The organism is Methanofollis liminatans DSM 4140, from assembly GCF_000275865.1.
Taxonomy (GTDB): Archaea; Halobacteriota; Methanomicrobia; order Methanomicrobiales; family Methanofollaceae; genus Methanofollis; species Methanofollis liminatans.
In genome coordinates this window covers 533,689-559,970 of sequence record NZ_CM001555.1, presented here as the reverse complement: position 1 = coordinate 559,970, position 26,282 = coordinate 533,689, and the positions used below count along the sequence as shown (strand labels likewise).

Sequence of the window (26,282 nt, the reverse complement as noted above, 5' to 3'; positions counted from 1 at the left end):
CCTGATCTCAAACGCCCGACTGTTCTTTTTCCGAACCCAGAAGACAGTAATAGATGTGAGAAAGCCCCATTTCTGAGTAAACCGGACACCCGCCGCAGATACACCCCTTCTCCTCATCGATGCACCTGCTTTTACCAATCAAGGGAAAACAGAAACCTCCGGGCTCGCCGCACTCCTTCCAGCTCGGGCATGTCTTGCAGATGCACATCGAAAGAACCATCTGCTTCTTCTCTTCCATGGACAACTCAGTCTGCTCCATTTCCAGTCCCCCGACCGATCATAATCTTCACGATATAATACCATTTCCATTTCAGGGTGGAACAATGGAAATGTGTATGCTATGATCAGATTTCTGGGGGAAACCAACCAGGCATCGGTTTTGAACCTCATCGACACTCCCCTGAAGGCAGGGCAGGCGATTATGAGGCGCCAGAAAAAAGGGGAGAAAAACCCCACACAATAATTATGTGCCGATATTCCAGGCAGACATATAGTGCGTCTGCTCCTCGCTGAGCGAGTCGATCGCGATCCCGAGGGCGGCAAGTTTTCTCTCCGCCACCTCCTCGTCGATGGCGTTCGGGACGTCGTACACGCCCGGGACGAGGTCCTTTCCATGCTCGACCATGTACCGGGCCGAGAGCGCCTGAAGGGCGAAGGAGAGGTCCATCACCTCGATCGGGTGACCCATCCCCTTCGGCGTTGCCAGGTTGACCAGGCGCCCCTCGGCCAGGACGTGGATCTGCTTCCCGAAAATATCGTAGGTGTCGATCCCGTCCCGGCGCTCGATGGCGTCGGCGTGCTCCTCCAGCCACTTCACATCGATCTCGACGTTGAAGTGCCCGGCATTGGAGAGGATCGCCCCGCTCTGCATCAGGGCGAAGTGCCGTTCGGTCAGGATGGAGGTGTTTCCCGTGGTGGTGATGAAGATCTCGCCGACCTTCGCCGCCTCGTCCATCGGCATCACGACAAAGCCCTCCATATGCGCCTCAAGCGCACGCCTTGGGTCTACCTCGGTGACGATCACCTGGGCACCAAGGCCGCGGGCCTTCCGCGCCACGCCGCGGCCGCAGAAACCGTAGCCGGCGACGACGAGGTGCTTGCCCGCAAGCAGGCAGTTCGTGGTCACCATGATCGACGAGAGCGAGCTCTCGCCGGTGCCGTGGACATTGTCGAAGTGACGCTTCATCGGGGTGTCGTTCACGGCGATCACCGGGAACTTCAGGGCCCCTTCAGCCGCCATCGAGCGGAGACGGTGGATCCCGGTCGTCGTCTCCTCGCACCCGCCGACGACGCCGTCGAGGACGTCCTGTCTGCGGGTGTGGATCTCGAAGATCAGGTCCATGCCGTCGTCGATCGTGATCGAGGGACGGGCGTCGAGCACCCGGTTGATCGCCGCGTAGTACTCCTCGTTGGAGCAGGCGCGTTTCGCATAGCAGTGCACGCCCTTAACCTGATTCAGGGCCTCTGCCACATCGTCCTGCGTGGAGAGGGGGTTGCAGCCGGTGATGTACACCTCGGCCCCGCCGGCCGCAAGGGTCTCGACCAGGACGGCGGTCTTCGCCTCCACGTGCAGGGCCATCCCGATGGTCACGCCCGCAAGCGGCTTTTCTCTCTCGAATTCCTCTCGAATGCTCCTGAGCACCGGCATATACTGCCTGGCCCAGTCCATCTTCTGCTGGCCTGTCGTCATATGGTTGCCACAGCCTCCTCCCATATCATTGGACGCCGAGCACTTCAAGGGTGCGCAAAACCCGCCGACCCCTCCCAAACGCTGATAATCCCGGCCGCCAGAGAAACTTCGCATGGCACTCACCAGACGGATCATCCCCTGCCTCGACATCAAGGACGGCAGGGTCGTAAAGGGGACGCACTTCGAGGGGCTCAGGGACGCCGGCGACCCGGTGGAGCTCGCAGCGCGCTACAACGAACAGGGAGCCGACGAGGTGGTCTTTCTGGACATCACCGCATCGAAGGAGAACCGCGGCACGATCCTCTCGGTGATCGAGCGCGCGGCCGACCAGCTCTTCCTCCCGCTCACCGTCGGCGGCGGGATCAGGAGCGTCGACGATATCCAGCAGACGTTGCGGGCCGGGGCCGACAAGGTCTCGATCAATACGAGCGCCGTCACCGACCCATCCCTCATCGACCGTGCGGCGGCGCGGTTCGGGACGCAGTGCATCGTCGTGGCGATCGATGTCAGGGCGAACCCCGTGATGCAGGAGGGGAAGACGCCGGTGGTCCTCGCCGACGGCCGCGAGGTCTGGTACGAGGTGGTGACGATGGGCGGATCGCACCCGACCGGGATCGACGCGGTCAGGTGGGCAAAGGAGGTCGAGGAGCGCGGGGCCGGCGAGATCCTCCTGACCAGCATGGAGACCGACGGCACAAAAGAGGGGTTCGACATCCCGATCACCCGCGCCATCTCGGAGGGCGTCGGCATCCCGGTGATCGCGAGCGGCGGCGTCGGGACGCTCGAACACTTTTACGACGGGTTCGTCCAGGGAAAAGCGGACGCCTGCCTTGCGGCAAGCGTCTTCCATTACGGCGAGTTCACGGTCAGGCAGGTCAAGGAGTACCTGGCCGCACGGGGTATCCCGGTACGGCTGTAAGGTCGAGTTCGAGCGCCGCCACCGGGTGCTCAAGGGAGAAGGCGGTGAGCACCTCGGGGTGGATCTCGCCGAAGACCCCGACTATTTTTCCGTTCACGACGACGTCGCCGCGACGGCCGTCGATGAACGCCGGATCGGCGGATTCGGAGAACTCAGGCGAGAGGCCGCACTCCCGGCAGAGGGCGTCCATCGTCGCATAGGCCTCGGAGAAATCTGCGCCTGCGTGGATCGAGACGGCGGCAACGGTCTGCATCGTTGCATATCCCCGGATCACGTCGCCGGTCGCAAAGATCTGCTGCGGGAGTTCGCGGTGGCGGTTGATCTGGAGGGTCTCCATGAGCAGGGGGAGGATGTGGGTGCGCACCACGCTCTGATCCTCGGTGATCGGTTTTGCCACCGGCAGGACGTCGGGCGAAGGCGCACGGCCCATCCGCTCGTACAGCAGTTTCTCCGAGGTGAGCGTGAAGGGCAGCACCTCGAGGTAGCCCAGGCCGGTGAAGATGGTGCGGACCGTCCGCTCGAGGGCCGAGATCGGGTGCTCCCTGCCGGTGGTGAAGGTCCTCGGAAGGGCGGCGTCGAAGCGGTCGTAGCCGTAGGCGACGGCGACGTCCTCGAAGAGGTCCCAGTCGTGCATGATATCGGCGCGGTACGGCGGCACCAGCACCCTGACGCGGCCGTCAGGGAGGGGTTCGGCGCCGAAGCGCATCTTCCGCAGGAGAGCGGCCATCTCCTCCGCGTCGATATCGAGGCCGAGCAGGCGGGCGCAGTCGGCCACGCTCACGATCCGCTCGACAGGGGAGAGGTCGGGGTATGGCGTGCCGTCTATATCGACGCTCTCGATCGTCGCCCCCGCCTCGGCAAGGGCGGTGCAGATGATGTTCGCCGCCATCCGCACGGCGCGCTCGTCGGTGCCGGTGCAGTCGAGCAGGATGTTTCTCGTCTCCGTCGTCACCCGCGTCAGTTCGCCGTTGATGATCGGCGGGAAAGAAAGCACGCGGTCGTCGGCGTCGACGATGAGGGGGAAGCGGTCGAACTCCTCGACAAGGCGGGCATAGTCCCGGCCCTTCGGGTGGTCAGAGAGGATCTCCTCCATCGAAAGGTCCTCGGTAAAGTCGAGCGGGACAAAACGGCGGTCCCGCGGCGATGCCAGGTAGCGGAACGGCGGCCTGACTGCATCCATGTCGTGGACGCCGATCGCCACCTTCCGCCGGCCCCGGCCGAGCGCCCAGTGGAGCGCTTCCTGCAGCCCCATCAGGCTCTCGATCCCGGCCTCGTCGAGGCGGACGTTCCGGATCACGGCCGAACCGAGGTACGGTCTGATATCAGCGAGGGCCGGGTCGACCGAGAAGGCGATCCCCGAAGGGGTGACCGGGTACGCGGGAAGACCCTCCTCGATCCCGAGGAAACCGCGCATGGCGCGGGCCACGCCCTCGGTGGAGTAGAGGTCGACGCGGCTCGGGAAGAACTCCATGTCCACGTGGTCATCGAGGAGGCGCTCGACGTCAGACCCGATCATCGGCAGCCGCTCGATGATGCGCTGCCGGTCGGTGCCGGTCAGCCGTTCGAGATATTCGTAGTTGAGCCGGATTATTGCCATGTTACTCCCCCTCCCCGATCACCGGGCTTTCCCTGATCCAGTCGATGTCGCTCCGGTAGAGCTGCCTGAGGTCCTTCAGGCCGAGTTTGAGCATGCCGACGCGGGAGATGCCGAGCCCCCACGCGAGCACCGGGGCCTCGATCCCCCACGGGGCGGTGACCTCTTCCCTGAAGACACCGGCACCGCCGAGTTCCACCCAGCCGAGCCCGTCCACCCAGACCTCGGGCTCGACCGAGGGCTCGGTGTACGGGAAGTAGCCCGGGCGGAAGCGGACATTCTCAAAGCCCATCCGGTGGTAGAACTCGCGCAGGTAGCCGAGGAGGTGGCGGAAGGTGACGTCCTCGTCCATGACGATCCCTTCGAGCTGCTCGAACTCGGGCAGGTGGGTCGGGTCGATCGCCTCGCGCCGGTAGACCCGGCCCAGGGCGAAGGCCTTCACCGGGGGCTTCGGGTTCTCGATGAGATATTTGACCGAGAGCGGGGTCGTGTGGGTGCGCAGCACGCACTGCTCGGCCTTTGCAGCCTCCCAGACGCCGCCCCACCCGATCGACGAGGTCGATCCACCGTGCTCGTGCATATCGCGCACGCCCTCCCATCCCGCGGGCAGGGGTTCGGTGCGGTCGAGGTAGAAGGTGTCCTGCATCTCGCGGGCCGGGTGGTCCTGCGGCTGGAAGAGGGCGTCGAAGTCCCAGAAGGCCGAGAGGGCGATGTCGCCCCGCATCTCCACAAAGCCCATGTCCATGAGGATGCGTTTGACCTCGTCGATGATCCGCTGGTACGGGTGGGACTTGCCCGGATAGATCCGCTTCGGCGGCGTCTGGAGGCTGTAGCGCCTGAGGTTCGCCGTCCGCCACGAGCCCGAGAGGATCTGGTCGCGCGTCAGCGTCCCGGTCTCTTCCCTGAGGTCGAGGCCGGAGGCGACGAGCGCCGCCCCCGCAGGGGTGATCGCAATCGTGTAGGCGGCCTCCTCGGCCTCGACGACCAGGTTGCGCTTGAGGAGGTCAGGGATGCCGGGCATCCCCTCGCGCGGTGCGGCAAGGGCGATCTCGTCGTCGCCCGGCGGCACCTCGCCAATCGTTTGGGCGACGCCGTTTTTGATCGTGATCCAGCCTTTTTTCCGCAGCCAGCCGATGCCGATCCTGGAGAGGGGAAGGGCCTGGAGATCCTTCATCGGGATCCCCTCGCCGATCTGCTCCAGCATCTGCCGTTCGGGCAGCCCGGATCTCCGGTATTCCTCTCCCTCGGGGGTGAGAGTATAGGTCTTCGTGACCGTTCGCTCGATCGCCGCAAGGCCGCGGTCGGCGCAGAGGTGGGCATACTGCACGACCGCCTCCTCAGATGTTTCGAGGGCTTCTGCAAGGGCGACGGCACCGGCCCGGCCGCGGGGGGCGAGGGCGACGAGAAGCCGCTTTTCGTTCAGGGTGAGATCAGCCATTATCCTTCCACCAGATCTTTTGCTTCGTCTATCCGTTCGGTGAAGTCCCTGAGGAACTCCTGCGTACGCGCCAGCGTTTCCTTTTTGCAGGTCCCGCAGAGCAACTCGCCGGCCCGGCACCGCCGGCAGATTTCGGCAAGTTCGGCGTCGTCCTTCGCCATATGGAAGAGGTTTAAGAGATAGACCGGGCACTTCTCGGGTTCGCCGCCGAGGCGCTTCTGCTCGTCAAGAGTCATCCGCCCGCCGGTCAGGGCGCCCATCACCTTCTTTTTGAGGTCTTTCTCGGTCTCCCAGAACGAGATGAAACTCTCAGGAACCGAGGAGGACATCTTCCCGCCCTGCAGACCGGGCATGAAGGTGTGGTAGGTGGACGAGGGAGCGACAAAACCGAACCCGCCGTGATCGATCTCGATCAGGCGCACCGCCTCCTCGACCGGAGCGAATGAGGCCCCGGGTATGTCGACATGCCCCTCGTAGCGCGTTGATCCCGGGAACGCCCGGTGAACCGCATCGATCGCCTCCTCAGGGGCGTTTTTCGAGCGGACGCTGATGCAGCCGTCCCGCACCTCGACAAGGAACATCCGCAGTTTATAGGCGACGTCCCTGGTCAGCCTGATATGGGGGTCCTGGTCGATCCCGACCGGGACGACGGTGGGGGCCGGGCCGCAGTCTGCCTGCGGGAAGAGGATGTCGGCCACCTGGGTGGCGACGCTCATCGCATGGGCGAGCGCCGTCTCCTGCGAGAAACCGTAGATCGCCTGAAGGTCGGAGAAGTTGATCTTCGTCGCCGCCTCGAAGGCGAGGTCTTTTAACGGGTTGTTCTCGCTCTGGGAGTAGGTCTTCCCCTCGTAGCCGAGGGCGTACAGGCAGGCGAGGTACTCCCGCCCGAACTCGCGGCATTTCTCCCAGGATATTCCCCGGACGGCGTGCGCCTCCCGGTCGGCGACGGCGACATAGCCCTGCCCGCCCTGCTGGACGTGCCAGACCACCTCCTTCATCACCATCAGGTGGCCGAGGTGCGGATGGCCCGAGGGCATGAACCCGGTCATCACGTTGAAGGGCGTTCTGTTCCTGATGGCGTCGGCGATCCGGCCGTAGTCCCGGTGACCGACGACGATACCCCGGCCCATGAAAGAAGGAACGGCGGGGAGACGGTCAACTACGTTTTCCATCGGTTCGATGCCGAATTCAGAGAAGAGTTTGCCGACATCGACCGTCTGGCTGCTTGCCCATGGATTGATCCCCTGCTGCATAAGTCGTATCTCACAGTTTTATTCGCGCAAATTCGATGTACTGAATGTCGTCTGTATGTACGCAGGCAAACAACATCTTCTTTTTGACACTGTTCGCAAGCCTGACCGAGCGGGAGATCGCCGCCATCGGAAGGGCGGTGCCTTCGGGGATCGCGTGGGCGAGAAGAAGGGAGTGCTGGAGTCCGGCAGTGTAGACCCTGAAATGGTGGCCGAACTTGTAGCCGGTCTTCGGCCCGCAGCCGCGGCGGCGCAGGTCGGCGTAGACGATCGCCTTCTCCCCGAGTTCGCCGTCGGTATCCGCGGCGATCCCATAGTATGTCTCGCGGGAGAGGGGAGCACCGCCCCTGAGGAGGGTGAGGCGTCCCGTGTCCATCAGGTACAGCGCCTCGACCGGGGAGAGCAGGATCTCACCGGCGTCGAGGAGTTTGCCATAGCCTTCAGCAGCAAGCCAGGGGGCATCGGCCGGGCGCACCAGCACGACCGCACCGTAGGCTTCACCGACGGCCTGCCCCTCGCCCGCCTCAGAACCGGCCTCGGCCAGGTGGTTGACCTTCACCTCATAGTAGGTGAGCTCGCCCTCGTCGTCCACCGCCGCAATAAGGTACTGTTTGCGCATGTTCCCGGCCGTCGCCACCTCGGCGACGATCCCGTCGAAGTCCACCAGGTCACGCTCGGCCCGCACCCTGACGAGGTACTGGGACTGACCCTTTCCAGGCCGGTCGCCCCGGCGGAAGACCCGGAAATCATGCGGCCCGGTCTGGAGGGCATAGCCCCGCTCCCGCAGGTCGCGGTAGACGAGGTAGCGCCTGAAAAATCCGGCGTCCCCTGAAAGATCGGCAAGGAGCCCTGAGAAGTTATGGTCGGCCACCTCGATCCTGTTCCGCCAGAGGAGGTAGAGCCCCTCCTCGGGGGCGAGGCGGAGCCCCCCTTTCTCGGGGCGGCCGTAGCCCCCGCTCTCGTAGAGGGAGATGCCCTCCTGCCCGAGACGGAGACTTTTGCCGTCGAATGTTGCCTTCACGTGGAGGTAAGGTGGGCGGGCCGCGGATATTAAACGTGGGGAGGGGAGTTACGCCCGCCTGATCTCGGTGTACAGGGATACCAGGGAGAGGCTGATCAGGTTCAGGGTGGTGGCGGCGTACCAGAGATAGGATTCAGAGAGCGTGAGCGTCGCGATCCACCCGGACCAGAGCATGGCGCAGATGATCGAGAACGAAAGGAGGGTGTCGGCGGCGAGAAAGACCATCGGCATGTGGAAGATCCGTCCGATCTGTGCGATGGTGCAGTAATCGAAGGAGGAAGGTTTTCCAGAAAGGTCGAGAACCCCCCGCCCGACGTTCATCAGGAGATCGGCGCCCGCCCACGCAACGACACACCATCCAAAAAGCGTGAGAAGAGGGTGCGAAGATGATCCGATGCGGACGGCACTCACGCCGAAGAGCAGTTTGAAGATGCAGAACGGGATCCCGATGGTGAGGCTCAGGAAGAACGGGCGCCGGAAAAATCTCTGGATAGTATCGGATTCCTGCTCATAGTTCCCTGAGCGATGCTCGCTGCCATTCGAACTCATGGTATCGGATGAAACCCTGTTTGGGGATTGTTGGGAGTCACTCCCATATCAACCGCCCGGATACAAAAAAAGCGCTCCTCGCTCTTGCGTGTGGGTGGCCATGACACCTTCATCTGACCCCCCCTCAGGCGACAGGGGGATGATCCTGAACAACAGGCTGCGATGAGCAGCGGGGGGTCAGGACGATCGCAGGGTTTTTCGGGAATCTCACGCGAAGGCCGAAGAGGTGGATAGTTGTTTTTTCGCGGCCTTCGCGTCTATAGCGTGAGGCAGGGGAGAGAGATGCCGGTGCCAGGGGGCCTTGCTGCCCCCGGATCCCCCCACGGGTTATAATTGAGGGGAGGATGGATGATCTGTTCTCCGGCCCGTCCCTCCACCATTTTTCCAGGGCAATCATCTGCGGGGGTCAGGGGGTGCAACTCCCGATGGACAGCGTCGTTAAGGTGGTTGAACGACAGGCAGGTGCGAGGGATATAGCCACGTGAAAGGGGGAAGAGCCAGAAGAACAGGCCGGCAGATCGCTCGGGCCCGCGACCCTGCCGGCGACCGGGGATGCGCGCGCACCTCCCCCTGACCCGCCGATGGAGGCGAGGCAGGAACGCCTGACCGGCAGGGCTCGGGCCCATACGGAAACGGCAGACCGATGTTACGGGAAAAAGATATGATATGCCCAATTTTATGGTGAAAATCTCCATAAAATAGCCCGGAGAGCCGCAGGGGGAACTGCCGCCACACTACCGCCTATATATCGAGAGCGCCGACCCTCATCCCGGGTACCCATGGGTCAGAAACTGCCGCGGCTGAAATATTCTCCATTTTATCTCCTTGCGATCGTGCTCGTCCTCGCCACGCCCCCGACTCTCGGCTACATGGCATGGGAAGGGCAGCACCCATCGGTCACGCATCTCCTCATGGAAGGTGCACCCGGGGGGATCGTCTTCATTGCCGATCCCCATCTCAGGGAGGACAACATCGGCTATATCCACGAGGTGATCGGCGAGATCAACGCCCTCCACCCGTCCATCGTCCTCATCGGCGGGGATTTTGTCTATGGCGAAGACCCTGATCTCTCCCTCCAGGCAGTCTGGCAGGAGATCGAGGCCCCGGCCTATGCCGTGCTCGGCAACCACGACTACAAAGCCGGGATCGATGCCGTAAGCGGGCTCCAGAAGATCATCGCCGTCTCGGGGACAGACCACACGGCGGCAGGCTACGACATGAGCGCCCTGCAGGACGGGGCGGTCGACACCGCCCTCGCTGGCGCCCTCACGGACGTCCTCGAAGAGAACGGGGTCAGCGTGCTCAGGAACGAATATCTCACCCTCGATATCGGCGGTACGCCCATCGTCCTCGTCGGCGTGGATGACGGCTGGGCAGGGATGGCGTCGCCCCCGCAGGTGCCTGAGACCGACGCCTTCACGATCTACCTGATCCACGAGCCCGAGTGCCGGGCGGTCGACTGGGACGCCGACCTCATCCTCGCCGGCCACACCCATGGCGGGCAGATCATGCTGCCGGGCATGAAGGAGTTGAACGACAACGGCGTCCTCGAACTCTCCGGTTTCGTCCAGAAAGAGGGGGCGCCGCTCTACATCACCCGCGGCCTCGCCACCTCGAACCTCAGGACCGACCTGCGGCTGAACGCCCCTCCCGAGATCGTGGCGATCGGACCGCCCGTCGCTTCGTTATAACTCCTTTTTTGTGCCGGGTTTCAGGAACAGACCGGCCATCTCCTCTTTTGTCAGCCGCCGCAGGTAGAAGTTGCCGACGGCGGCGATGATCACTGCCCCGAAGAGGTCGAAGATCAGATCGGTCATCGTGTCGTCGAGGCCGTGCTGGAGGGCCATGGCGAAGAGGGTGTCGAAGAGGTACTCGTAGATCTCCCAGAGGGCGCCGAGGCCCATCGTGAAGATCACGATGAAGAAGACGATCATCGGCCTTGTCAGCCGCAGGCCCGAGTAGCGGTCGACGAGCAGCACCAGCACGAAGCCGAGGACAGAGATCGTGATCGAGGAGACGAAGTGGGCGATCTTGTCGTAATAGGGAGAGAAAACCATATAATAGTCAGAAATATGTCCGGCCACATGGAGATACAGGGAGAGGGCGATGAGCAGGTTCACCTCCCATGGCATGCTGATGTCGGCCCGCCTGCTGACGATATACGGAACGGTGGTGAGAAAAAAGCCGAACATACCCACCAGAGCCAGAAAAAAGTCCCAGATCCAGAGGCTGTAGCCCACGTTCAGGAGGATGAGGCCCTGCACGGCGTATGCAAGATATCTTCCCGGGGAGCGGTACGAGCGCGGCATCGACAGATGCCTCTTGGTGGGTCTGAATATATACCTCTCCCACCAGCCCGGGCTCTCAATGGGGAGGTGATTTCCGGGCGGGAGCGAACCCGCTCCAGGAAAAATGTGGTGCGTGCGGAAAAAAGGTTTAGAGAGATCGCACCCTTTCGGCGAGTGCAAGCCCGGCCCGATAACACGCCTCGCGCTCGTCGGCGTCGGGTCTGAACGTGACCTCGTAGCCGTCCCCGAGGACCTCGATCCCTGCCTTCTGCATCGACTCGCCGATCTGCTTCACGGCACCGCCATGACCGCCGTGCGATCCGAAGGCAAAGCCGATCTTCTTCTGAGCAAGGAGACCGGGCGAGAGGCCGCGGAGGTACGAGAGGAAACCGGCCACGGTCGGCAGCACCTCGTCTTCAAGGGTGGGAGAACCGATCAGGATCGCCTTCGAGTCAAGCATCTCGGTGACGATGTCCGAACGGTGGCAGCCCTCGTAGCGTCCGTCCCGCAGCAGGCAGACCTTCACCTCAAGCCCGCCGTCCATGGCGCCATCGGCGAGGGCCTGCGCCATCCGGTCGGTAGAGCCATGCATCGTGTCGTAGACGATCGTCACTTTCTCCTTCGAGACGCCCTTTGACCAGTCGGTGTAGGCCTGCAGGATGTCGCCGGCATGCGACCGCCAGATGACGCCGTGGGACGGGGCGATCATCGAGATGCCGATCCCGAGACCGCCGACCTGATCGAGTTTCTTCAGCACCTTCGGGGCGAGCGGGATGATCAGGTTCGCAAAGAACTTCTGTGCGTGGGAGAGGGAGGCGTCTTTCCCCAGCTCGTCGTCGAACCGCTCCGAAGAGGCGATGTGCTGGCCGAAGGCGTCGTTCGGGAAGAGGATCTCGTCCTCGGCAAGGTAGGTGAACATCGAGTCAGGCCAGTGGAGCATCGGCGCTTCGAGGAAGGTGAGGGTCTTGTTGCCGAGGGCGAGGGTATCCCCGGTTTTGACGACCTGGAGATTCCAGTCCTGCGTATCATAGTGGCGCCCGAGACCCTTCACGGCGATTTCCGTGCAGTAGATAGGTACGCCCGGCAACATCCGCGCCATCTTCGGCAGACCGCCCGAATGATCGACCTCGATGTGGTTGGCGACGATGGCATCGATCGTCTTGGGGTCGACGACCGAGGCGACGCGGCAGAGCACCTGCTCCTCAAAGCCCGGATAACAGGTATCGATCAGGACGGTCTTCTCTGTTCCCACCACCAGATATGCGTTGTAGGTCGTTCCCGGCAGGGTGTAGCCGTGGTAGTCCCGGAGGTTCCAGTCGATGGCGCCGACCCACCAGACGCCTTCTGCGAGTTGTGTTGCCTTCATCATCCTTCACCATTTGTTCGTAGATATACTAACATTCGTTCATATAGGAACGAACAATATATGAGTCTTGCGGTGCCAGATACCAGCGTGAATCGACGGAGAGAAGGCGGGACGGTGGAGCTCCTTTCGAGCGAGAGCGGCGTCCATGCCGTGAAAAGCCCGGTTCGGGTCCTGATCCTGGAAACGCTCCGGGAGGGGGAGGTGCCCTTCGACGAGATCGTGCGCAGGACCGGGCGGGCGAAGTCCACTGTTTCGGTGCACCTGCGGGACATGGTGGACGAAGGGATCGTCGGCTGGCGCCTCGATCCGGCTGACGCGCGCAAAAAACTCTTCTTCACCAATGCAGAGCGGATCGGGGCATTATCATCGTCTGAACGGATTTCAGCGGAGCTCGCGAGGTACGCCGGCGATTACCGCGAGAGCGGAAGCGGCCCGTTCGCGTATTTTCGCCTGGTATTCAGGACGATCAGGACCATCCTGATGCAGACCGGGATCAACCTCGACCCGGTGCTCACCGCGGCCGGAGAGGAGGTGGGCAGGGCGGTGTTTCCGACCGTCGAAGACAAAAGGACCGGCGTATTTCTCAAAAACGTCGCGGCGTTCTGGGAGCGGCACGGTCTCGGGCGGATCGAAACGGGAAGCGAAGAACCCCTTGAGATCTTCGTGTACGACTGCTTCGAATGCGTGGACCTTCCCCGCATCGGCCGACCGGCCTGTTCATTCGATACGGGAGTGCTCGCCGCCCTTTTTTCAGGCCATTTCGATCGGGGGGTCACGGTCGTCGAGACGCACTGTTATGCCGCCGGGGATGCATACTGCCGGTTTGTCATCGAGTGCGGCGAAGAATAACACTTGAGGGGATCGAAATCGAAAAAACTGCAACTCTCTCTAAAAATATCAGAATATATCCATATAAAGAGCGAATCAAGTGCGGGATGCAGAAATTATTAAATGCGCACGTTGCGTTACATTCAGCCCCACATAAGAGTTCGCCCTGCTCGCCGGTAGGATCGTACAGGTAATACAAACTCTTTTCTTTATTCTTACCGACATATGTCTGCGAACCCAATACAATACCGCGAAAGAGATGAGAACGATGACACGCGTGCTGATAATAGACGATTCGTCCTTTCAGAGAAAGATCATCTCCTCGATCCTCACCGCAGAGGATTATGAGATCATCTCCGCTCAGAACGGCCTGGAGGGCCTTAAATGCCTCGCCGGGGATCTTCCCGATCTGATGGTCCTGGATCTGCTGATGCCAGAAATGGATGGAATGGAGGTGCTGGCAGAGATGCGCGAGAGAGGGATCCAGGTTCCGGTCATCGTCCTGACCGCCGACATTCAGGATTCAACAAAACAGAAATGCATCGAGCTGGGAGCGGCCAGATTCATCAACAAACCGGTGAAAAAAGATGAACTCTGTGCATCGGTCAGGGAGGTGCTGGGGGTGAAAGGGGCGTGAAGGGCCTCAGCACCGAAGATCTCGACGCCGTCAAGGAACTGGTGAACATCGGCGTCGGCAGGGCGGCGGCGATGCTGAACGAGATCACCTGCTCCCACATCACCCTCCACGTCCCGACCCTCCAGGTGATCAGGCTCGACGAACTCGATTCGGCCGGTGGGCTTTCCGGGAGAACGGGTGCCGCCACCGTCAAGATCGACTTCAGGGGATTTTTTACCGGTACGACGGCACTGATATTCCCCCCGGAGAGCGCGGCCGCCCTGGTCATGGCGATCACCGGTGAGGGGGAAGATCTGCCAGAACTCGATGCGATCAGGATCGAGACCCTCATGGAGGTCGGAAATATCTTTATCAACGGCGTGATGGGATCGATCGGAAATGTCCTCGGCCAGCAGATCACCTACCTGCCCCCGGTCTATGTCGAGGACACGATGGCAAACATCGTCAGGACCGCCAGATTTGACCCGGACGAGAGGGTGCTGCTCGCCAACACGCGCTTTTACGTCGAAGACATCAATGTCGAGGGGATTATCGCAATGATCCTGGAGATCGGATCGCTCGATACCCTCCTCGAAAAAATTGCGGTCGTTAGAGGAGGGTGAGAGTACGAGCGAGAACCGGTCTGCCCGCGCATGGGAAGGGATGGACCTGCTGCCGGTCGGGATCTGCATCGTCGACGACAGCCTAACGGTCAGGTACTGGAATGCCTGCCTGGAAGAGTGGACCGGGACACCGGCCGCCGAGATTGTGGGGCAGAAGGTCACCGAGCACTTCCCCGGCCTGAAAAAAGCCGGCTTCATCGACCGGATCGAACAGGTGCTTCAGGGTGGTGCCCCGACGGTGTTCTCATCCCAGATCCATACCTGCCTGATCCCCTCGCATTTCCCGGACGGCACAATTCGGGTCCAGCGCACCACCCTGATACCCCTGGAAACTGGAGATAAAGGCAGATTTGACGCGATGTTCGTCTGCGAGGACGTAAGTGCCCTGACACAGCAGGTGAAATCGTACAGGGCGATGAGAAACCAGACGCTGCATGAACTCGAGGAGCGGAGAAAAGTCGAGCTGGAACTGAGAGCGGCCAACGAGGATCTCAGGGCCTATTTCGCCGAACATACCTCCAGGCTCACAGAACCGCTCAGCGGCGCCGCGGCCGACCTTGAGGCGATCCTGCAGGAGATGGAAGCGGAGGAGCGGGACAGCGATGCCGTCAGAGAAAAATTGCGCGATGCCATCGGGACGATCAGAACGACGGAAAAGAGGTTGACCGAACTGATCGAGGTCGCACGCAAAGAGCAGCAGGATGTCGGGCAGGAGCAGGGATACTTCATGCCTCAGACCATCCAGGGATCCTATCGTCCCTGACCCGGACCTTCCGCGGCGCCGGCGCCAGAGATCGATCCGAGAGCCACAAAAGCGCTATTTTTATCGGCCACCCGCGTCGCCATCCTGTCCCACGCAAAACAGATCTCCAGGAACCTCAGCCCCCGGAGCGCCACCGACCTACACCCATCCGATGCCGGCCATCAGGAGGCCAAAGAGCACCAGGTCATACGTGGCGTGGGTGATCGCGCAGACCGAGGTGTTTGTCCTCTCCCGCAGGAGAGCGAAGACAAGCCCTGCAAGGAAAACGGAGAGCACGCCGTCCCATGCGTACTGGTAGGCATGAAGCGATGCGAAGACCATGACTGAAAGGGGTATCCCGAACCTGGGCTGGAGAACACCCCGGATCGCCAGCTCCTCACCGACGCCGGCGACGATCGCCGCCATCACTGCCGCAACCGGCGTGAGGTAGGAGGAGAAGAGCGCCTGCATATAGTGCTGGTCCGTAACGGTCCAGCCAAAATAATTCCAGACCGAAAGGATGGCATGGTCGATGAGGGTGAATATCAGCACAAGCAGAAGGCCTGTCCCGAGGGCAAAGAACACCTGTTTCGGTGTCGGTACCACAACGCCCAGGCGCTCCAGCACATCTGAGAGCGTCCTCCGCACCAGGAACCCGACGGCGATGAAAGAACCGACCACCATCCACAAAAGACCGTAAAAATCTGTTTTTGCAGCCTCTGCCGGCGTTAAGGCGGCAAGAGCGAAGTCGGGATCTGCCATCAGGTCTGCAAGCGGGGCATGGCCGAGGACGAGAAGGGGGATGAGGGGCATGAGAGCGAGACCGGCGACGGTCACCAGTCCGACGGTGTGGACGAAGTTCTCGGGATCGATGGGCAGATAGGAGGATATATACCGGCGGATCCGGCTGGAAAAACCCAGCGTGCAGGTGAAGACCGCCCCCATGCAGAGGACGAGGGAGACGAACAGCGTCATCGCCATCTCCAGAGGGAGATCGTCCGTCTCGACCACGGTGATCCACGGCGCAAGAGAGAGCACCCATGAGAGCGCACCGAGTGCCAGAAGGAGGACGACCGTCAGCAGCGCCACGAACGGCCTCAGGCGGGGACGGATATAGGCGAGATGAGCGAGAAGAGCGATCAGGAAGATCGGCGCCACTTCTGCCCCTGTTGAAAAGAATAGACCTATTTCGCTACCGGGATCTCCGGAGAAGGCGACCAGGATCGCCACGATGCCCGCCAGCAGGGCGAGGAGAATCAGCAGGGGGTGAAAGGAGGGCGTTTTCATGATACCGACCTGATGGATACGATTCGCAGTCAGCACATAAATAGCGGCAGGGAATACGAGGCAGGCATCAGGCCCGCCCTCACACCCCCGCGAGTTCGCGCAGGCGGCGGATATTTCCAGTATCATCCCGTCGTTCGTCCACCGGTGTCTCGCAGATCAATGGAAGGCGCCGGATCGCCGGGACGGCAAGAAGAGCCACAAACCCATCCTCGCCGATCGCACCGAGGCCGATGTGCTCGTGCCGGTCGAGGTGCGAACCGAGTGCACCTTTGCAGTCGTTGCAGTGGACGACGTGGAGGCGCTCCAGACCGAGCGCCCCGTCGAAGAGGTCGAGGGTCTCGCCGACCGCCGCCGCATCCCTGAGGTCGTAGCCCGCAGCAAAGGCATGGCAGGTATCGAAGCAGACGGCGGTGCGTTCTTCGGGCAGGGCGTCGAGGAGCAGGGCGATCTCCTCGAAGGTCCCGCCCAGGCCGTTCTTCGTGCCGGCGGTGTTTTCGAGGAGGAGGCGCACCCCGCCGGGGGCGGCGGCGAGCGCCTGCAAGATACCGTCAATGAGGCGCTCTCTTCCCACCTCGATCCCGGTGCCGAGATGGCTGCCGAGGTGCATGACGAGGAAAGGAATGCCGAGGGCCTCGCACCGGTTCAGTTCGGCCGTCAGGGTCTCGACCGACTTCTCATAGACTTCCTCCTTCGGCGAGGCGAGGTTCGGGAGATAGGGCATGTGGTCCACCACCGGCCCAAGGCCCGATGCGGCGAGACGCCCCTTGAACCCGTCAGTTTCGGCGTCGGTGAGATCTTTGAATCGCCATCCCCTGGGGTTGCGCGAGAATATCTGGAAGCAGTCGCACCCCCGCTCCTCCGCCCTCCCCACGGCGTCGGCAAGGGACCCGGCGATCGAGACATGGCACCCGGCACGGATCATGAGAGATGATTGGGGCGGGAGCCCTCATCAGGCTGCCGGAGCGGGCAGGACAGAACAGGGAAGTATGCGGGGGAGAAGGAGGCGATGAAGGTGGGAGCAATGAACCCGACCGATACCTTCCAGATATCCCTGAGGATCTCCGGCCGTCTCTTTCTCCAGGATCGGCAGCAATCGCGCGATCGCTCGTGAAATACCCCCGCAGAGGGGGACAGACACCGCCCACGCATGGCACCAGGACCAGGGAAAGAAGGCATCCGGCGCCGCACGCAACCATATATTTAAATATGGTTGAAGGAACCTTCCTTCCATTAACTTTTTAAATAATTTCACCTAATGCTATCATGCAACACAGTTCGGAGGTAGAGTGCGACAGACGACATTCTATGAAAACGGGGAGATGGGGACGTCATCATCTACCTGGAACGTGACCGCTGCCACCCCAACACCAGGCAGACGGGCCCTGCCGGCATGGTGAAGGCCGCTGCAGGAACGGCACGTAACAGGGGGGACCGACACCATCCCGGGGGAGGGGCGACCGTACGGACGCCACCACAGACCAGGTCGGGCATATCAGACCTGAGAGCATGAGGCACGGAAGATCTGGAAGCGCCTACGACACCAGAAACGGGAGAGATGTGCACCAGAAAGCATCCCTGCATCGAAATGAAGATCAAAGAGGTTTGTACAATGGCAAGACAGGTGGCAATTTACGGAAAAGGCGGCATCGGCAAGTCAACAACAACGCAGAACACGGTAGCGGCGCTGGCCGAGGCCGGCAAGAAGATCATGGTCGTAGGGTGCGATCCGAAGGCCGACTCCACGCGGCTCCTGCTCCACGGCCTGTGCCAGAAGACGGTCCTGGACACGCTCCGCGACGAGGGCGACGACATCGAACTCGACGAGATCCTCAAACCGGGCTTCAAGGAAACCCTCTGCGTTGAATCTGGCGGGCCCGAACCCGGCGTAGGCTGCGCAGGCAGGGGCATCATCACCTCCATCAACCTGCTGGAGTCCCTCGGGGCATATACCGACGACCTGGACTACGTCTTCTACGATGTCCTCGGCGACGTCGTCTGCGGCGGCTTCGCCATGCCAATCCGCGAAGGAAAGGCGGAAGAGATCTATATCGTGGCCTCGGGCGAGTTGATGGCGCTCTATGCGGCGAACAACATCTCCAAGGGCATTCAGAAATACGCCCTGAACGGCAAGGTCAGGCTCGGCGGCATCATCTGCAACAGCCGAAAGGTGGACAACGAACTCGAACTCCTCAAGGCGTTCGCCGAAGAGCTTGGATCCCAGTTGATCTACTTCGTCCCGCGTGACAACCTGGTGCAGAGGGCCGAGATCAACAAGAAGACGGTCGTCGACTTCGATCCTGAGTCCAACCAGGCCAGCGAATACCGGAACCTGGCACAGGCCATCGACAACAACACGATGTTCGTCATCCCGAAGCCCATGACGCAGGACAGGCTTGAAGAACTGATGATGGAGCACGGGTTCCTGGGCCTGTAATACCAGAAAGACAGGATGTGAAGATGATGCAGTTTGTACGAGCGATAGTCAGGCCCGAAAAGAAGGACGAAGTCCTTGAGAACCTCTCTGCAGGAGGGTTCAACGCCGCCACGGTCGTCGACGTCGTAGGCCGCGGGAAACAGAAGGGGATCAGGATGGGAGACGTCTACTATGACGAGATCCCAAAAACCCTCATTCTTGTCGCGATCGAAGACGAGTATCGGGACAAAATCGTGGATATCATCCTGAAAACAGCCAGAACCGGCACCAGCGGAAACTTTGGCGACGGCAAGATCTTCATCAGTCCCGTGGAAGAGGCGTACACCATCTCAAAGGCTACTCAAGGCCTCTGAACCGGAGGTGCCGATATGAAAGAGATTATGGCCATCGTGCGGATGAAAAAAACCGGTGCGACGAAGCGTGCCCTGATCGAGGCAGGCGTCGCTGGTTTTACCGCCGTCAAAGCGGTCGGCAGAGGCAAACTGTTGCCGCATGACGAAATAAACGTCCCATGCAAGGAAAAACTCATGGGAATGGCTGCTTCCGACGTCATCGACAGGAGAGAATCCGAAGAGCAGGTCGTCACATTCCTTGACGACAAACGGATGTTCCCACGGCGGCTGTTCACCATCCTCGCCTATGACGAGGACGTGCCGCGGATCGTGGAGGCGATCATCAGGGCCAATCGCACCGAGCGCGGTGCAGGCGACGGGAAGATCTTCGTGACGCCCGTGACCGATGCAGTCCGTGTCCGCACGGGCGAGTCCGGAGACGCTGCAATCTGGTAAGGACGAGAGGAGACATGAAAACATGACGGTGACAGACGTAAACGTTGACGAGATACTGGCGCCATTTCCTGACAAAGTGAAAAAGAACAGGAAGAAGCATATCGTCAAAAAGGACGAATCCGCCAGTTCCTGTCCACAGATCGAGGCAAACACCAGGACGGTCCCCGGCATCATCACGCAGCGGGGATGCTGCTATGCCGGGTGCAAGGGCGTGGTCGTCGGCCCGATCAAGGACATGGTCACGATCACCCACGGCCCGATCGGGTGCGCATATTACAGTTGGGGAACACGGCGGAACAAGGCCCGGGCCGACGACAGGACGCCCCCGGAGCAGATCTACTCGGCGATGTGCTTCTCCACCGACATGCAGGAGAGCGACATCGTCTTCGGCGGCGAGAAAAAACTGGCGAAGATGATCGACGAGATCGTGGAGATCTTCCACCCGCGGGCGATTAACGTCTGCGCGACATGCCCGATCGGACTGATCGGCGACGACCTGGGCGCCGTTTCAAAAGCGGCAGAGGAACGGCACGGGATTCCGGTGATCCATTACAACTGCGAGGGCTATAAGGGAGTCAGCCAGTCGGCAGGCCACCATATCGCCAACAACCAGATCATGGACCGGATCATCGGCAAGGGCACCGAGAAGGTGGACGGGAAATATGTCCTCAACTTCCTCGGCGAGTACAACATCGGCGGAGACGCCTGGGAGATCGAACGACTCCTCGAGGAGATCGGATATACGGTAGGCTCGACGCTGACCGGTGATTCAGCCTATGCAAACATCAAAAACATGCATCAGGCCCACTTAAACCTCGTCCAGTGCCACCGTTCGATCAACTACATCGCCGAGATGATGGAGACGAAGTATGGTATTCCCTGGCTTAAGGTGAACTTCATCGGCATCGATGCGACGATCAACACGCTCCGCGAGATCGCACAGTGCTTCGGCGACGATGATCTGACAGCACGGACCGAACTCGTCATCGAGCGCGAACTCGCTGCAGTCACGCCTGAACTTGAGCGGTACCGAAAGATCTGCACGGGCAAGACCGCCTTTGTCTTCGTCGGCGGGTCACGCAGCCACCACTACCAGTACCTGCTCAGGAATCTCGGCATGGAAGTTCTGGTCGCAGGCTACGAGTTCGCCCACCGCGACGACTACGAGGGGCGCGAGGTCATACCGACGATCAAGGGCGATGCGGACTCGAAGAACATCCCCGAACTCCATGTCGAACCCGACCCGGAGATGTACGAACCACCCCACCTGCACCTGAACATGCCGAAGGAGCGGTACGACGAGCTCGTCGCATCAGGCATCCTCAACGAGTACAGGGGAATGTACCCGGACATGGTGAACGGCGGGATCATGATCGACGACGCCAACCATTTCGAAACCGAGGAACTGGTCGAGGTCTTCAAGCCCGACCTGATCTTCACCGGCATCAAGGACAAGTACGTCACGCACAAGATGGGCCTCCCCTCAAAACAGATGCACTCGTACGACTACAGCGGCCCGTACACCTGTTTTAAGGGAGCGGTCACCTTTGCAAAGGATGTGGCGCATTCGCTCTCCACGCCTGCATGGAAGATGATCACCCCACCCTGGGAACAGAAGGAAACCGAACAGAGGTGACCGAAAGATGCTCGACTGCACACCAAAAGAGCCTCTCCCACGAGATGCACGTACGACAGGAAAGATCAACCCGATAAAAACCTGCCAGCCGGTCGGTGCGATGTATGCAGCACTCGGCATTCACGGCTGTCTCCCGCACAGCCACGGCTCACAGGGGTGCTGCTCGTACCACCGGATGGCATTGTCCAGGCACTTCCACGAGCCCGCGATGGCCTCGACGAGTTCCTTCACGGAAGGTGCGTCCGTCTTCGGCGGCGCTGCAAACTTAAAGACCTCGATCAAGAACGTCTTTGCGATCTACAACCCGGAGATCATCGCGGTCCACACGACGTGCCTCAGCGAGACGATCGGCGACGACATCCCGACCATCATCAAGCAGTCGGAGATCCCGGAGGGCAGGTACGTCATCCACGCCAACACGCCGAGTTACTATGGCTCGCACATCACCGGGTTTTCGAACATGTGCAGGGGGATCGTCTCCTATCTTGCAGAGTCCAACGGCAACCCGAAAAAGGAGCAGGCAAACATATTCCCGGGGTTCTTAAACCCCGGGGACATGAGGGAGATAAAGCGGATCGTAACCGAGATGGGCGTCCCCTCGATCATGTATCCGGACACCACGAACGTGATGGACTCGCCGCTGCTGAGCACATACGAGATGTACCCCAGGGGCGGCGCGCGGATCGAGGACATAAAGGACTCGGGTAATTCGAAAATGACCCTCTCGCTTGGTGCATGGTCGTCAGACGAAGCGGCGGCGATCCTCCAGTCGAAGTGCGGGGTGCCCGGCGTTCCCCTCAAGATCCCGATCGGGATAAAGGCGACCGACGACCTGATCATGGCGGTAAAGGACGGTTTCGGGGTGGACGTACCGGAATCTCTCAATGTTGAGAGAGGACAGGTCATCGACACCCTGATCGACACCCACTTCCAGTACGAAGGAAAGAAGGTGGCGGTCTTCGGGGATCCCGACATCGCCATCCCGCTGACCGAGTTCCTGATCACGATGGGTATGGTCCCGAAATATGTCCTCACCGGAACGCCCGGCAACAAGTTCGAGAAGACGATCAACGAGATGCTCGAAGACGCCGGCATCGAGGGCAGCAGGGTCAAGGCCGAAGGAGATCTCTTCGACCTCCACCAGTGGATCAAGGAGGAGTCGGTGGACCTCCTCATCGGCAACACGCACGGCAAGTACATCGCACGGGCCGAGGATATCCCCCTGGTCAGGGTCGGGTTCCCGGTCTTCGACCGGGCGGTCCACCCGCTGATGCCGATCACAGGATACCGGGGATGCCTGCGTCTGATCGAGATGATCAGCAACGCCCTGCTCGAACGCCGCGACCGCGACTGCACGGACGAAGACTACGAACTGATCCTGTAGAAGGCGAAAAACCATGGAGAACGAATGTTCGGTGCCTGCAGAGCCTGCGGCATGCCTTGACGAACGGCAGCTCTCCATCATGACCACAGGGAAAAACAAAAGCCGCATTCATTGCGCTGATGACAGCCTGGCCGGGGCCGTAAGCCAGCGTGCCTGCGTCTACTCCGGGGCGAGGGTGGTCTTGAATCCGGTGACGGATGCGGTCCACCTCGTCCACGGCCCTATCGGGTGTGCGGCGTACACATGGGATATCCGCGGCAGTCTGTCCAGTGGTTCTGAGATGTTCAGGCAGAGTTTTTCCACCGACCTCAAAGAGAGAGACGTGGTTTTTGGTGGAGAAAAGAAACTTGTGGCCTGTATCGACGAGATCGTCGAGAAGTACCATCCCCCGGCGATCTTCGTCTACGCGACCTGCGTCGTCGGGCTGATCGGCGACGATATCGTCGCCGTTTGCAAGGAGGCATCACAGAGACACGGTATCGACGTGATCCCGGTGGAGTCCAGCGGCTTTCTCTCGGGAAACAAGATCGTCGGCTACCGGGCGGCAGGAGAAGCCCTGCTGAAGTTGATCCGCCCGAAGGAAGGAGATACCGTGGAAAAAACGCGGAAACTCAACTTCCTCGGGGAATACAATCTGGGCGGCGAGAAGTGGCTCGTCGAGCGCTATCTTGCGGAGATAGGCATCGAGATCAACGTGGCCTTCACCGGGGACTCGACCGTCGCCGCCCTGAAGAGGGCGCCCGGCGCCTGCCTGAACCTGGTGCAGTGCTCCGGCTCGATGCACTGGGTGGCGATGAACCTGGAGCAGGAGTACGGCACGCCGTACATCGACGTGAACTTCTTCGGCGCCGAGAACACCGCCGAAAGCCTGCGGAGGATTGCCCGTTTCTACGGCGACGAGGAGATCGTGCGCCGGACGGAGGCGCTTATCGAGCGCGAGACAAAAAGGGTCCGGCCGGTCATCGAGAGGTACCGGGAGAAACTGAAAGGAAAGCGGGCGGCGATCTACGTGGGCGGCGCTTTCAAGGCCCTCGCCATCATCCGTCAGTTGCAGGAACTCGGCATGGACGTGATGTTCACCGGCACTCAGACCGGAAAACCTGAAGACTACGAGCAGATCGGCACCATCGTCAGCGAGGGGACGGTCGTGATCGACGACGCCAACCCCGCCGAGATCGAGCGGTTCCTGCTGGAAAAAGAGGTCGACATGATGGCCGGCGGGGTGAAGGAGCGGTTCCTTGCGCACAAGTTGGGCATCGGTTTCGTCGACCACAACCACGACCGCAAAGACGGCCTGGCAGGGTTCGATGGAGCGATCAGGTTCGCCCGCGAGGTGTATGCGACCACCTGCTCGCCGGTCTGGGAGCGGGTGAAGAAAAACCCCTTCGAGGAGGCACAGGGATGAACGACTGTACGGTCACGACACGGGTCAGGCAGGTCAACGAGAACCAGTGCCATATGTGCATGCCGCTCGGCGGCGTCATCGCCCTGCGGGGTGTCGAACGCTCGATCGCACTGGTGCACGGCTCCCAGGGCTGCAGCACCTACATGCGCCTCACAAACGTCGAGCACTTCAACGAGCCCATGGACATCGCCTCCTCGTCCTTGAACGAGAAGCAGGCGATCTTCGGCGGCGAGGCGAACCTGAGAAAGGCGCTCGACAACGTGATCAGGGTCTACCGGCCAGAGGTGATCGGCATCCTGACGACCTGCCTTGCCGAAACGATGGGCGACGACATCGAGAGGTTTGTCGGTGCCTACAAACAGGACCGGGAGATCCCGGAGATCGATATCATCCCGATCTCCACGCCGAGCTACGGCGGCACCCACACCGAAGGGTTCTGGGCGGCAACGCGGGCGGTCATCGCCCATTACGCGCGGCCGACAGAACGGCACGGCGGGATCAACGTCATCGTCCCCAACATCAGCCCGGCCGACATCAGGGAGATCAAGCGCATCCTCGACCTGATGGGGCTCGAGTACACCCTGCTGCCCGACTACTCCCTGACGCTGGACCGCCCGTTCGGCGGACGCTACCAGAAGATCGCACCCGGCGGCACGCCCACCGCAGAGATCGCCCGCATGGCCGGGGCGCGGGCCACTATCCAGTTCGGGCTCACCTGCCCTGACAGCCTCTCCCCGGGACTCTTCCTGGAACAGCAGTTCGGGGTCCCGCTGATCAACCTCCCGCTGCCCATCGGGCTTGAGAGCACGGACCTGTTTGTCAGGACCTTAAAGGAGATCGGCGGACGACCTGTGCCTGAGGGCCTCATGCTGGAGCGGGGGTGGCTCTGCGACGGGATGGCGGACGCCCACAAGATCAGCGCCGGGGCGCGGCCGGTCATCTACGGCGAGCCCGAACTGGTCTACGCCTTTGCAAAACTCTGTATGGAAAACGGCGCCACCCCCGCAGTCATCGCCAGCGGGACGCAGAACAGCGGCCTTGCCGGTCTGCTTGAGCCCGTGCTGGAAGAGGCGCTGGACGTACCCATATTCCTCGAAGAGGCGGACTTCGTGACGATCGAGGATGCGGCGGTGAGGAAGGGGGCGAACCTCGCCGTCGGCCATTCGGGCGGCAAATACCTGACCGAACGGCAGGGGATCCCCGGCATCAGGGTGGGCTACCCGGTCCACGACCGGATCGGCGGGCAGAGGATCCTCTCGGTCGGCTATGCGGGCACGCTCGGATTCCTCGACCGTTTCGTCAACACCCTGCTCGAAAAGAAATACGGCTCGTATCGCCGGTTAAGGAAAGAAGAATTGCTCAATGAAGAAGGTGTATCCAATGCAAAAACCTGAACACCACATCTTCATCTGCACGAGCTCGCGCCCGAACGGCCAGCAGAAAGGGTTCTGCCACAGCAAGGAGGGCGTTGAGGTCATGATGAGGTTCATGGAAGAGATCGAAGAGCGGGAACTTGGCGGTGAGATCTTCATCAACAACACCGGATGCTTCGGGATCTGCGAGAAAGGGCCGATTGTCGTCGTGTACCCGGACAATGTCTGGTACGGATCGGTGACCCCCGACGACGTGGAGGAGATCATGGACGAGCATATCGAGGGCGGGAACGTCGTCGAACGCCTGCTGATCTGACGGGAGCGAGAGGAGGGAGAACGATGGTGGCAGAGATCGCAGCAATGGTTGACGGGGATGGATGCAGCGGCGTTCTGAACGAACCCGGAACGGTGATCGTCTACCGCCGATCCGGTGGGGTATGGGAGATCGATCGTTCAATGGAGGTTTCTCTCGACCGGAGCAATGGCCTGCGTGAGATGCGCAGGAAAATGGCCGATATTCTGCAGTTCCTGAACGGTTGCAGGATCTTCGCGGCCAGGGCGGCAGGCGGCGCCCTCTACTTTGAACTCGAAAAGGCCGGGTGCAGCGTCTGGGAGATCAGCGGAAAACCACCCGATTTTCTGGACGTCGTGCTCGATGACGAGGAGAAGGAGAGGATTGCGGCACAATCGCCCGGCGTGGCCGGCATACCCGCGCCCCATGAAAGAGCACCTGGAACCTTTTTCATCTCGATCAGGGAGATCCAGGGTAAATCGCCGGAGATCAGCAGCAAACAGATCCTCCAGCAGTTCATTGCCGAAGGCAATTTCAACGTGCTTGAAATCCAGTGCGATCACGTCCCGCCCTGGATCGAGGTGGAGGCCGAGAAGAGAGACTACTCCATAGAAGCGGAAAAGATCGGGCAGAACGATTTGATGGTCAGGCTCACGAGAAAAAAGGCCTGAAAGAGGCGCCACACCCGAACCGTCAGGAACGGGCATCTGACACCATCCCGGGGAATGTCGCTCCGGCCATTGCCGGAGGGAAAAAGAT

At 61.1% G+C, this 26,282-nt stretch carries 27 protein-coding genes; 16 read left to right on the top strand and 11 right to left on the bottom strand.

Annotation, left to right across the window (positions count from 1 at the left end):
* Window positions 1-7: 7 nt before the first annotated feature.
* Together METLI_RS02705 and METLI_RS02700 are read right to left on the bottom strand one after the other, a co-directional pair.
* Window positions 8-259, bottom strand: a complete 252-nt coding sequence (locus METLI_RS02705) for a DUF2769 domain-containing protein (RefSeq protein WP_004037797.1) — start codon at window positions 257-259, stop codon at window positions 8-10.
* A gap of 204 nt (window positions 260-463) precedes the next feature.
* Entirely contained in the window at window positions 464-1,690 is a 1,227-nt protein-coding gene (locus METLI_RS02700) for an adenosylhomocysteinase (RefSeq protein ID WP_004037796.1), read from the bottom strand.
* Between the two features lie 112 nt (window positions 1,691-1,802).
* On the opposite strand from METLI_RS02700, the gene hisF reads away from it, so the two are divergent.
* A complete protein-coding gene (hisF, locus tag METLI_RS02695; protein ID WP_004037795.1) occupies window positions 1,803-2,609 on the top strand; it encodes an imidazole glycerol phosphate synthase subunit HisF in 807 nt (268 codons plus the stop codon).
* Here the strand turns inward: hisF and pheT are convergent.
* From pheT to METLI_RS02670, 5 genes are read right to left on the bottom strand one after another with little or no spacing between them, the layout of a single operon-like run.
* Window positions 2,566-4,206 (bottom strand): phenylalanine--tRNA ligase subunit beta, encoded by a 1,641-nt coding sequence (pheT, locus tag METLI_RS02690; protein ID WP_004037794.1) that lies wholly within the window; start codon window positions 4,204-4,206, stop codon window positions 2,566-2,568. The genes hisF and pheT overlap by 44 nt on opposite strands.
* Window position 4,207: 1 nt before the next feature.
* Window positions 4,208-5,641, bottom strand: coding sequence for a phenylalanine--tRNA ligase subunit alpha (gene pheS, locus METLI_RS02685; protein WP_004037793.1), 1,434 nt, complete (start codon window positions 5,639-5,641; stop codon window positions 4,208-4,210).
* Window positions 5,641-6,894, bottom strand: coding sequence for a tryptophan--tRNA ligase (locus METLI_RS02680; protein WP_004037792.1), 1,254 nt, complete (start codon window positions 6,892-6,894; stop codon window positions 5,641-5,643). Before METLI_RS02680 ends, pheS begins: the two co-directional genes overlap by 1 nt.
* A 10-nt stretch (window positions 6,895-6,904) precedes the next feature.
* Window positions 6,905-7,912 (bottom strand): tRNA-intron lyase, encoded by a 1,008-nt coding sequence (endA, locus tag METLI_RS02675; RefSeq protein ID WP_004037791.1) that lies wholly within the window; start codon window positions 7,910-7,912, stop codon window positions 6,905-6,907.
* 48 nt (window positions 7,913-7,960) lie between these two features.
* A complete protein-coding gene (locus METLI_RS02670) occupies window positions 7,961-8,461 on the bottom strand; it encodes a hypothetical protein (protein WP_004037790.1) in 501 nt (166 codons plus the stop codon).
* 779 nt (window positions 8,462-9,240) lie between these two features.
* On the opposite strand from METLI_RS02670, the gene METLI_RS02665 reads away from it, so the two are divergent.
* Window positions 9,241-10,152: a metallophosphoesterase gene (locus METLI_RS02665; RefSeq protein ID WP_004037789.1), complete on the top strand. Its 912-nt coding sequence runs from the start codon at window positions 9,241-9,243 to the stop codon at window positions 10,150-10,152.
* Here the strand turns inward: METLI_RS02665 and METLI_RS02660 are convergent.
* Window positions 10,147-10,770: a hypothetical protein gene (locus METLI_RS02660; RefSeq protein ID WP_004037788.1), complete on the bottom strand. Its 624-nt coding sequence runs from the start codon at window positions 10,768-10,770 to the stop codon at window positions 10,147-10,149. The two genes, METLI_RS02665 and METLI_RS02660, sit on opposite strands and share 6 nt — an antisense overlap.
* A gap of 127 nt (window positions 10,771-10,897) precedes the next feature.
* On the bottom strand, window positions 10,898-12,115 hold the full coding sequence (locus METLI_RS02655) for an FprA family A-type flavoprotein (RefSeq protein ID WP_048103996.1): 1,218 nt from the start codon (window positions 12,113-12,115) through the stop codon (window positions 10,898-10,900).
* Between the two features lie 87 nt (window positions 12,116-12,202).
* On the opposite strand from METLI_RS02655, the gene METLI_RS02650 reads away from it, so the two are divergent.
* The 4 genes from METLI_RS02650 (at window position 12,203) to METLI_RS02635 (ending at window position 14,945) form a co-directional block, all read left to right on the top strand.
* Window positions 12,203-12,964 (top strand): V4R domain-containing protein, encoded by a 762-nt coding sequence (locus METLI_RS02650; protein ID WP_245529392.1) that lies wholly within the window; start codon window positions 12,203-12,205, stop codon window positions 12,962-12,964.
* Window positions 12,965-13,202: 238 nt separating this feature from the next.
* Window positions 13,203-13,580, top strand: a complete 378-nt coding sequence (locus METLI_RS02645) for a response regulator (RefSeq protein WP_245529391.1) — start codon at window positions 13,203-13,205, stop codon at window positions 13,578-13,580.
* Window positions 13,577-14,182 carry a chemotaxis protein CheC gene (locus METLI_RS02640; RefSeq protein ID WP_004037784.1) on the top strand — a complete coding sequence of 202 codons (606 nt, stop codon included), beginning with the start codon at window positions 13,577-13,579 and terminating at the stop codon, window positions 14,180-14,182. The genes METLI_RS02645 and METLI_RS02640 overlap by 4 nt, the downstream gene beginning before the upstream one ends.
* Window positions 14,183-14,222: 40 nt before the next feature.
* A complete protein-coding gene (locus METLI_RS02635) occupies window positions 14,223-14,945 on the top strand; it encodes a PAS domain-containing protein (protein ID WP_048103593.1) in 723 nt (240 codons plus the stop codon).
* Window positions 14,946-15,083: 138 nt separating this feature from the next.
* On the opposite strand, the gene METLI_RS02630 is transcribed toward METLI_RS02635, so the two are convergent.
* Window positions 15,084-16,211: a CPBP family intramembrane glutamic endopeptidase gene (locus METLI_RS02630; RefSeq protein WP_048103592.1), complete on the bottom strand. Its 1,128-nt coding sequence runs from the start codon at window positions 16,209-16,211 to the stop codon at window positions 15,084-15,086.
* 79 nt (window positions 16,212-16,290) lie between these two features.
* Entirely contained in the window at window positions 16,291-17,133 is an 843-nt protein-coding gene (locus METLI_RS02625; RefSeq protein WP_004037781.1) for a deoxyribonuclease IV, read from the bottom strand.
* A gap of 9 nt (window positions 17,134-17,142) precedes the next feature.
* On the opposite strand from METLI_RS02625, the gene METLI_RS13040 reads away from it, so the two are divergent.
* The 10 genes from METLI_RS13040 (at window position 17,143) to METLI_RS02580 (ending at window position 26,194) form a co-directional block, all read left to right on the top strand.
* The gene (locus METLI_RS13040; RefSeq protein ID WP_157203191.1) at window positions 17,143-17,322 is read left to right on the top strand and encodes a hypothetical protein; all 180 of its coding nucleotides are present in this window, start codon (window positions 17,143-17,145) and stop codon (window positions 17,320-17,322) included.
* Window positions 17,323-17,796: 474 nt separating this feature from the next.
* Window positions 17,797-18,645, top strand: a complete 849-nt coding sequence (gene nifH / locus METLI_RS02620; RefSeq protein ID WP_157203190.1) for a nitrogenase iron protein — start codon at window positions 17,797-17,799, stop codon at window positions 18,643-18,645.
* A gap of 26 nt (window positions 18,646-18,671) precedes the next feature.
* Window positions 18,672-18,998 (top strand): P-II family nitrogen regulator, encoded by a 327-nt coding sequence (locus METLI_RS02615; protein WP_048103993.1) that lies wholly within the window; start codon window positions 18,672-18,674, stop codon window positions 18,996-18,998.
* Window positions 18,999-19,013: 15 nt separating this feature from the next.
* Entirely contained in the window at window positions 19,014-19,433 is a 420-nt protein-coding gene (locus tag METLI_RS02610) for a P-II family nitrogen regulator (protein WP_004037778.1), read from the top strand.
* Between the two features lie 22 nt (window positions 19,434-19,455).
* A complete protein-coding gene (gene nifD, locus METLI_RS02605; protein WP_004037777.1) occupies window positions 19,456-21,069 on the top strand; it encodes a nitrogenase molybdenum-iron protein alpha chain in 1,614 nt (537 codons plus the stop codon).
* A 7-nt stretch (window positions 21,070-21,076) separates the two neighbouring features.
* A complete protein-coding gene (locus METLI_RS02600; RefSeq protein ID WP_004037776.1) occupies window positions 21,077-22,453 on the top strand; it encodes a nitrogenase component 1 in 1,377 nt (458 codons plus the stop codon).
* Window positions 22,454-22,466: 13 nt separating this feature from the next.
* Window positions 22,467-23,858, top strand: a complete 1,392-nt coding sequence (gene nifE / locus METLI_RS02595; RefSeq protein WP_004037775.1) for a nitrogenase iron-molybdenum cofactor biosynthesis protein NifE — start codon at window positions 22,467-22,469, stop codon at window positions 23,856-23,858.
* Entirely contained in the window at window positions 23,855-25,252 is a 1,398-nt protein-coding gene (locus METLI_RS02590) for a nitrogenase component 1 (protein ID WP_004037774.1), read from the top strand. Before nifE ends, METLI_RS02590 begins: the two co-directional genes overlap by 4 nt.
* Window positions 25,239-25,547, top strand: a complete 309-nt coding sequence (locus METLI_RS02585; protein ID WP_004037773.1) for a 2Fe-2S ferredoxin — start codon at window positions 25,239-25,241, stop codon at window positions 25,545-25,547. Before METLI_RS02590 ends, METLI_RS02585 begins: the two co-directional genes overlap by 14 nt.
* 23 nt (window positions 25,548-25,570) lie before the next feature.
* A complete protein-coding gene (locus METLI_RS02580; RefSeq protein ID WP_004037772.1) occupies window positions 25,571-26,194 on the top strand; it encodes a Fe-only nitrogenase accessory AnfO family protein in 624 nt (207 codons plus the stop codon).
* Window positions 26,195-26,282 lie beyond the last annotated feature (88 nt).

Excerpts from the sequence above, each read along its gene's own strand:
- METLI_RS02705 (WP_004037797.1), bottom strand. The coding sequence starts at position 259 with ATGGAGCAGACTGAGTTGTCCATGGAAGAGAAGAAGCAGATGGTTCTT.
- METLI_RS02700 (WP_004037796.1), bottom strand. The coding sequence starts at position 1,690 with ATGACGACAGGCCAGCAGAAGATGGACTGGGCCAGGCAGTATATGCCG.
- hisF (WP_004037795.1), top strand. The coding sequence starts at position 1,803 with ATGGCACTCACCAGACGGATCATCCCCTGCCTCGACATCAAGGACGGC.
- pheT (WP_004037794.1), bottom strand. The coding sequence starts at position 4,206 with ATGGCAATAATCCGGCTCAACTACGAATATCTCGAACGGCTGACCGGC.
- pheS (WP_004037793.1), bottom strand. The coding sequence starts at position 5,641 with ATGGCTGATCTCACCCTGAACGAAAAGCGGCTTCTCGTCGCCCTCGCC.
- METLI_RS02680 (WP_004037792.1), bottom strand. The coding sequence starts at position 6,894 with ATGCAGCAGGGGATCAATCCATGGGCAAGCAGCCAGACGGTCGATGTC.
- METLI_RS02670 (WP_004037790.1), bottom strand. The coding sequence starts at position 8,461 with ATGAGTTCGAATGGCAGCGAGCATCGCTCAGGGAACTATGAGCAGGAA.
- METLI_RS02665 (WP_004037789.1), top strand. The coding sequence starts at position 9,241 with ATGGGTCAGAAACTGCCGCGGCTGAAATATTCTCCATTTTATCTCCTT.
- METLI_RS02660 (WP_004037788.1), bottom strand. The coding sequence starts at position 10,770 with ATGCCGCGCTCGTACCGCTCCCCGGGAAGATATCTTGCATACGCCGTG.
- METLI_RS02655 (WP_048103996.1), bottom strand. The coding sequence starts at position 12,115 with ATGAAGGCAACACAACTCGCAGAAGGCGTCTGGTGGGTCGGCGCCATC.
- METLI_RS02645 (WP_245529391.1), top strand. The coding sequence starts at position 13,203 with ATGAGAACGATGACACGCGTGCTGATAATAGACGATTCGTCCTTTCAG.
- METLI_RS02635 (WP_048103593.1), top strand. The coding sequence starts at position 14,223 with ATGGACCTGCTGCCGGTCGGGATCTGCATCGTCGACGACAGCCTAACG.
- METLI_RS02630 (WP_048103592.1), bottom strand. The coding sequence starts at position 16,211 with ATGAAAACGCCCTCCTTTCACCCCCTGCTGATTCTCCTCGCCCTGCTG.
- METLI_RS02625 (WP_004037781.1), bottom strand. The coding sequence starts at position 17,133 with ATGATCCGTGCCGGGTGCCATGTCTCGATCGCCGGGTCCCTTGCCGAC.
- nifH (WP_157203190.1), top strand. The coding sequence starts at position 17,797 with ATGAAGATCAAAGAGGTTTGTACAATGGCAAGACAGGTGGCAATTTAC.
- METLI_RS02615 (WP_048103993.1), top strand. The coding sequence starts at position 18,672 with ATGCAGTTTGTACGAGCGATAGTCAGGCCCGAAAAGAAGGACGAAGTC.
- METLI_RS02610 (WP_004037778.1), top strand. The coding sequence starts at position 19,014 with ATGAAAGAGATTATGGCCATCGTGCGGATGAAAAAAACCGGTGCGACG.
- nifD (WP_004037777.1), top strand. The coding sequence starts at position 19,456 with ATGACGGTGACAGACGTAAACGTTGACGAGATACTGGCGCCATTTCCT.
- METLI_RS02600 (WP_004037776.1), top strand. The coding sequence starts at position 21,077 with ATGCTCGACTGCACACCAAAAGAGCCTCTCCCACGAGATGCACGTACG.
- nifE (WP_004037775.1), top strand. The coding sequence starts at position 22,467 with ATGGAGAACGAATGTTCGGTGCCTGCAGAGCCTGCGGCATGCCTTGAC.
- METLI_RS02590 (WP_004037774.1), top strand. The coding sequence starts at position 23,855 with ATGAACGACTGTACGGTCACGACACGGGTCAGGCAGGTCAACGAGAAC.
- METLI_RS02585 (WP_004037773.1), top strand. The coding sequence starts at position 25,239 with ATGCAAAAACCTGAACACCACATCTTCATCTGCACGAGCTCGCGCCCG.
- METLI_RS02580 (WP_004037772.1), top strand. The coding sequence starts at position 25,571 with ATGGTGGCAGAGATCGCAGCAATGGTTGACGGGGATGGATGCAGCGGC.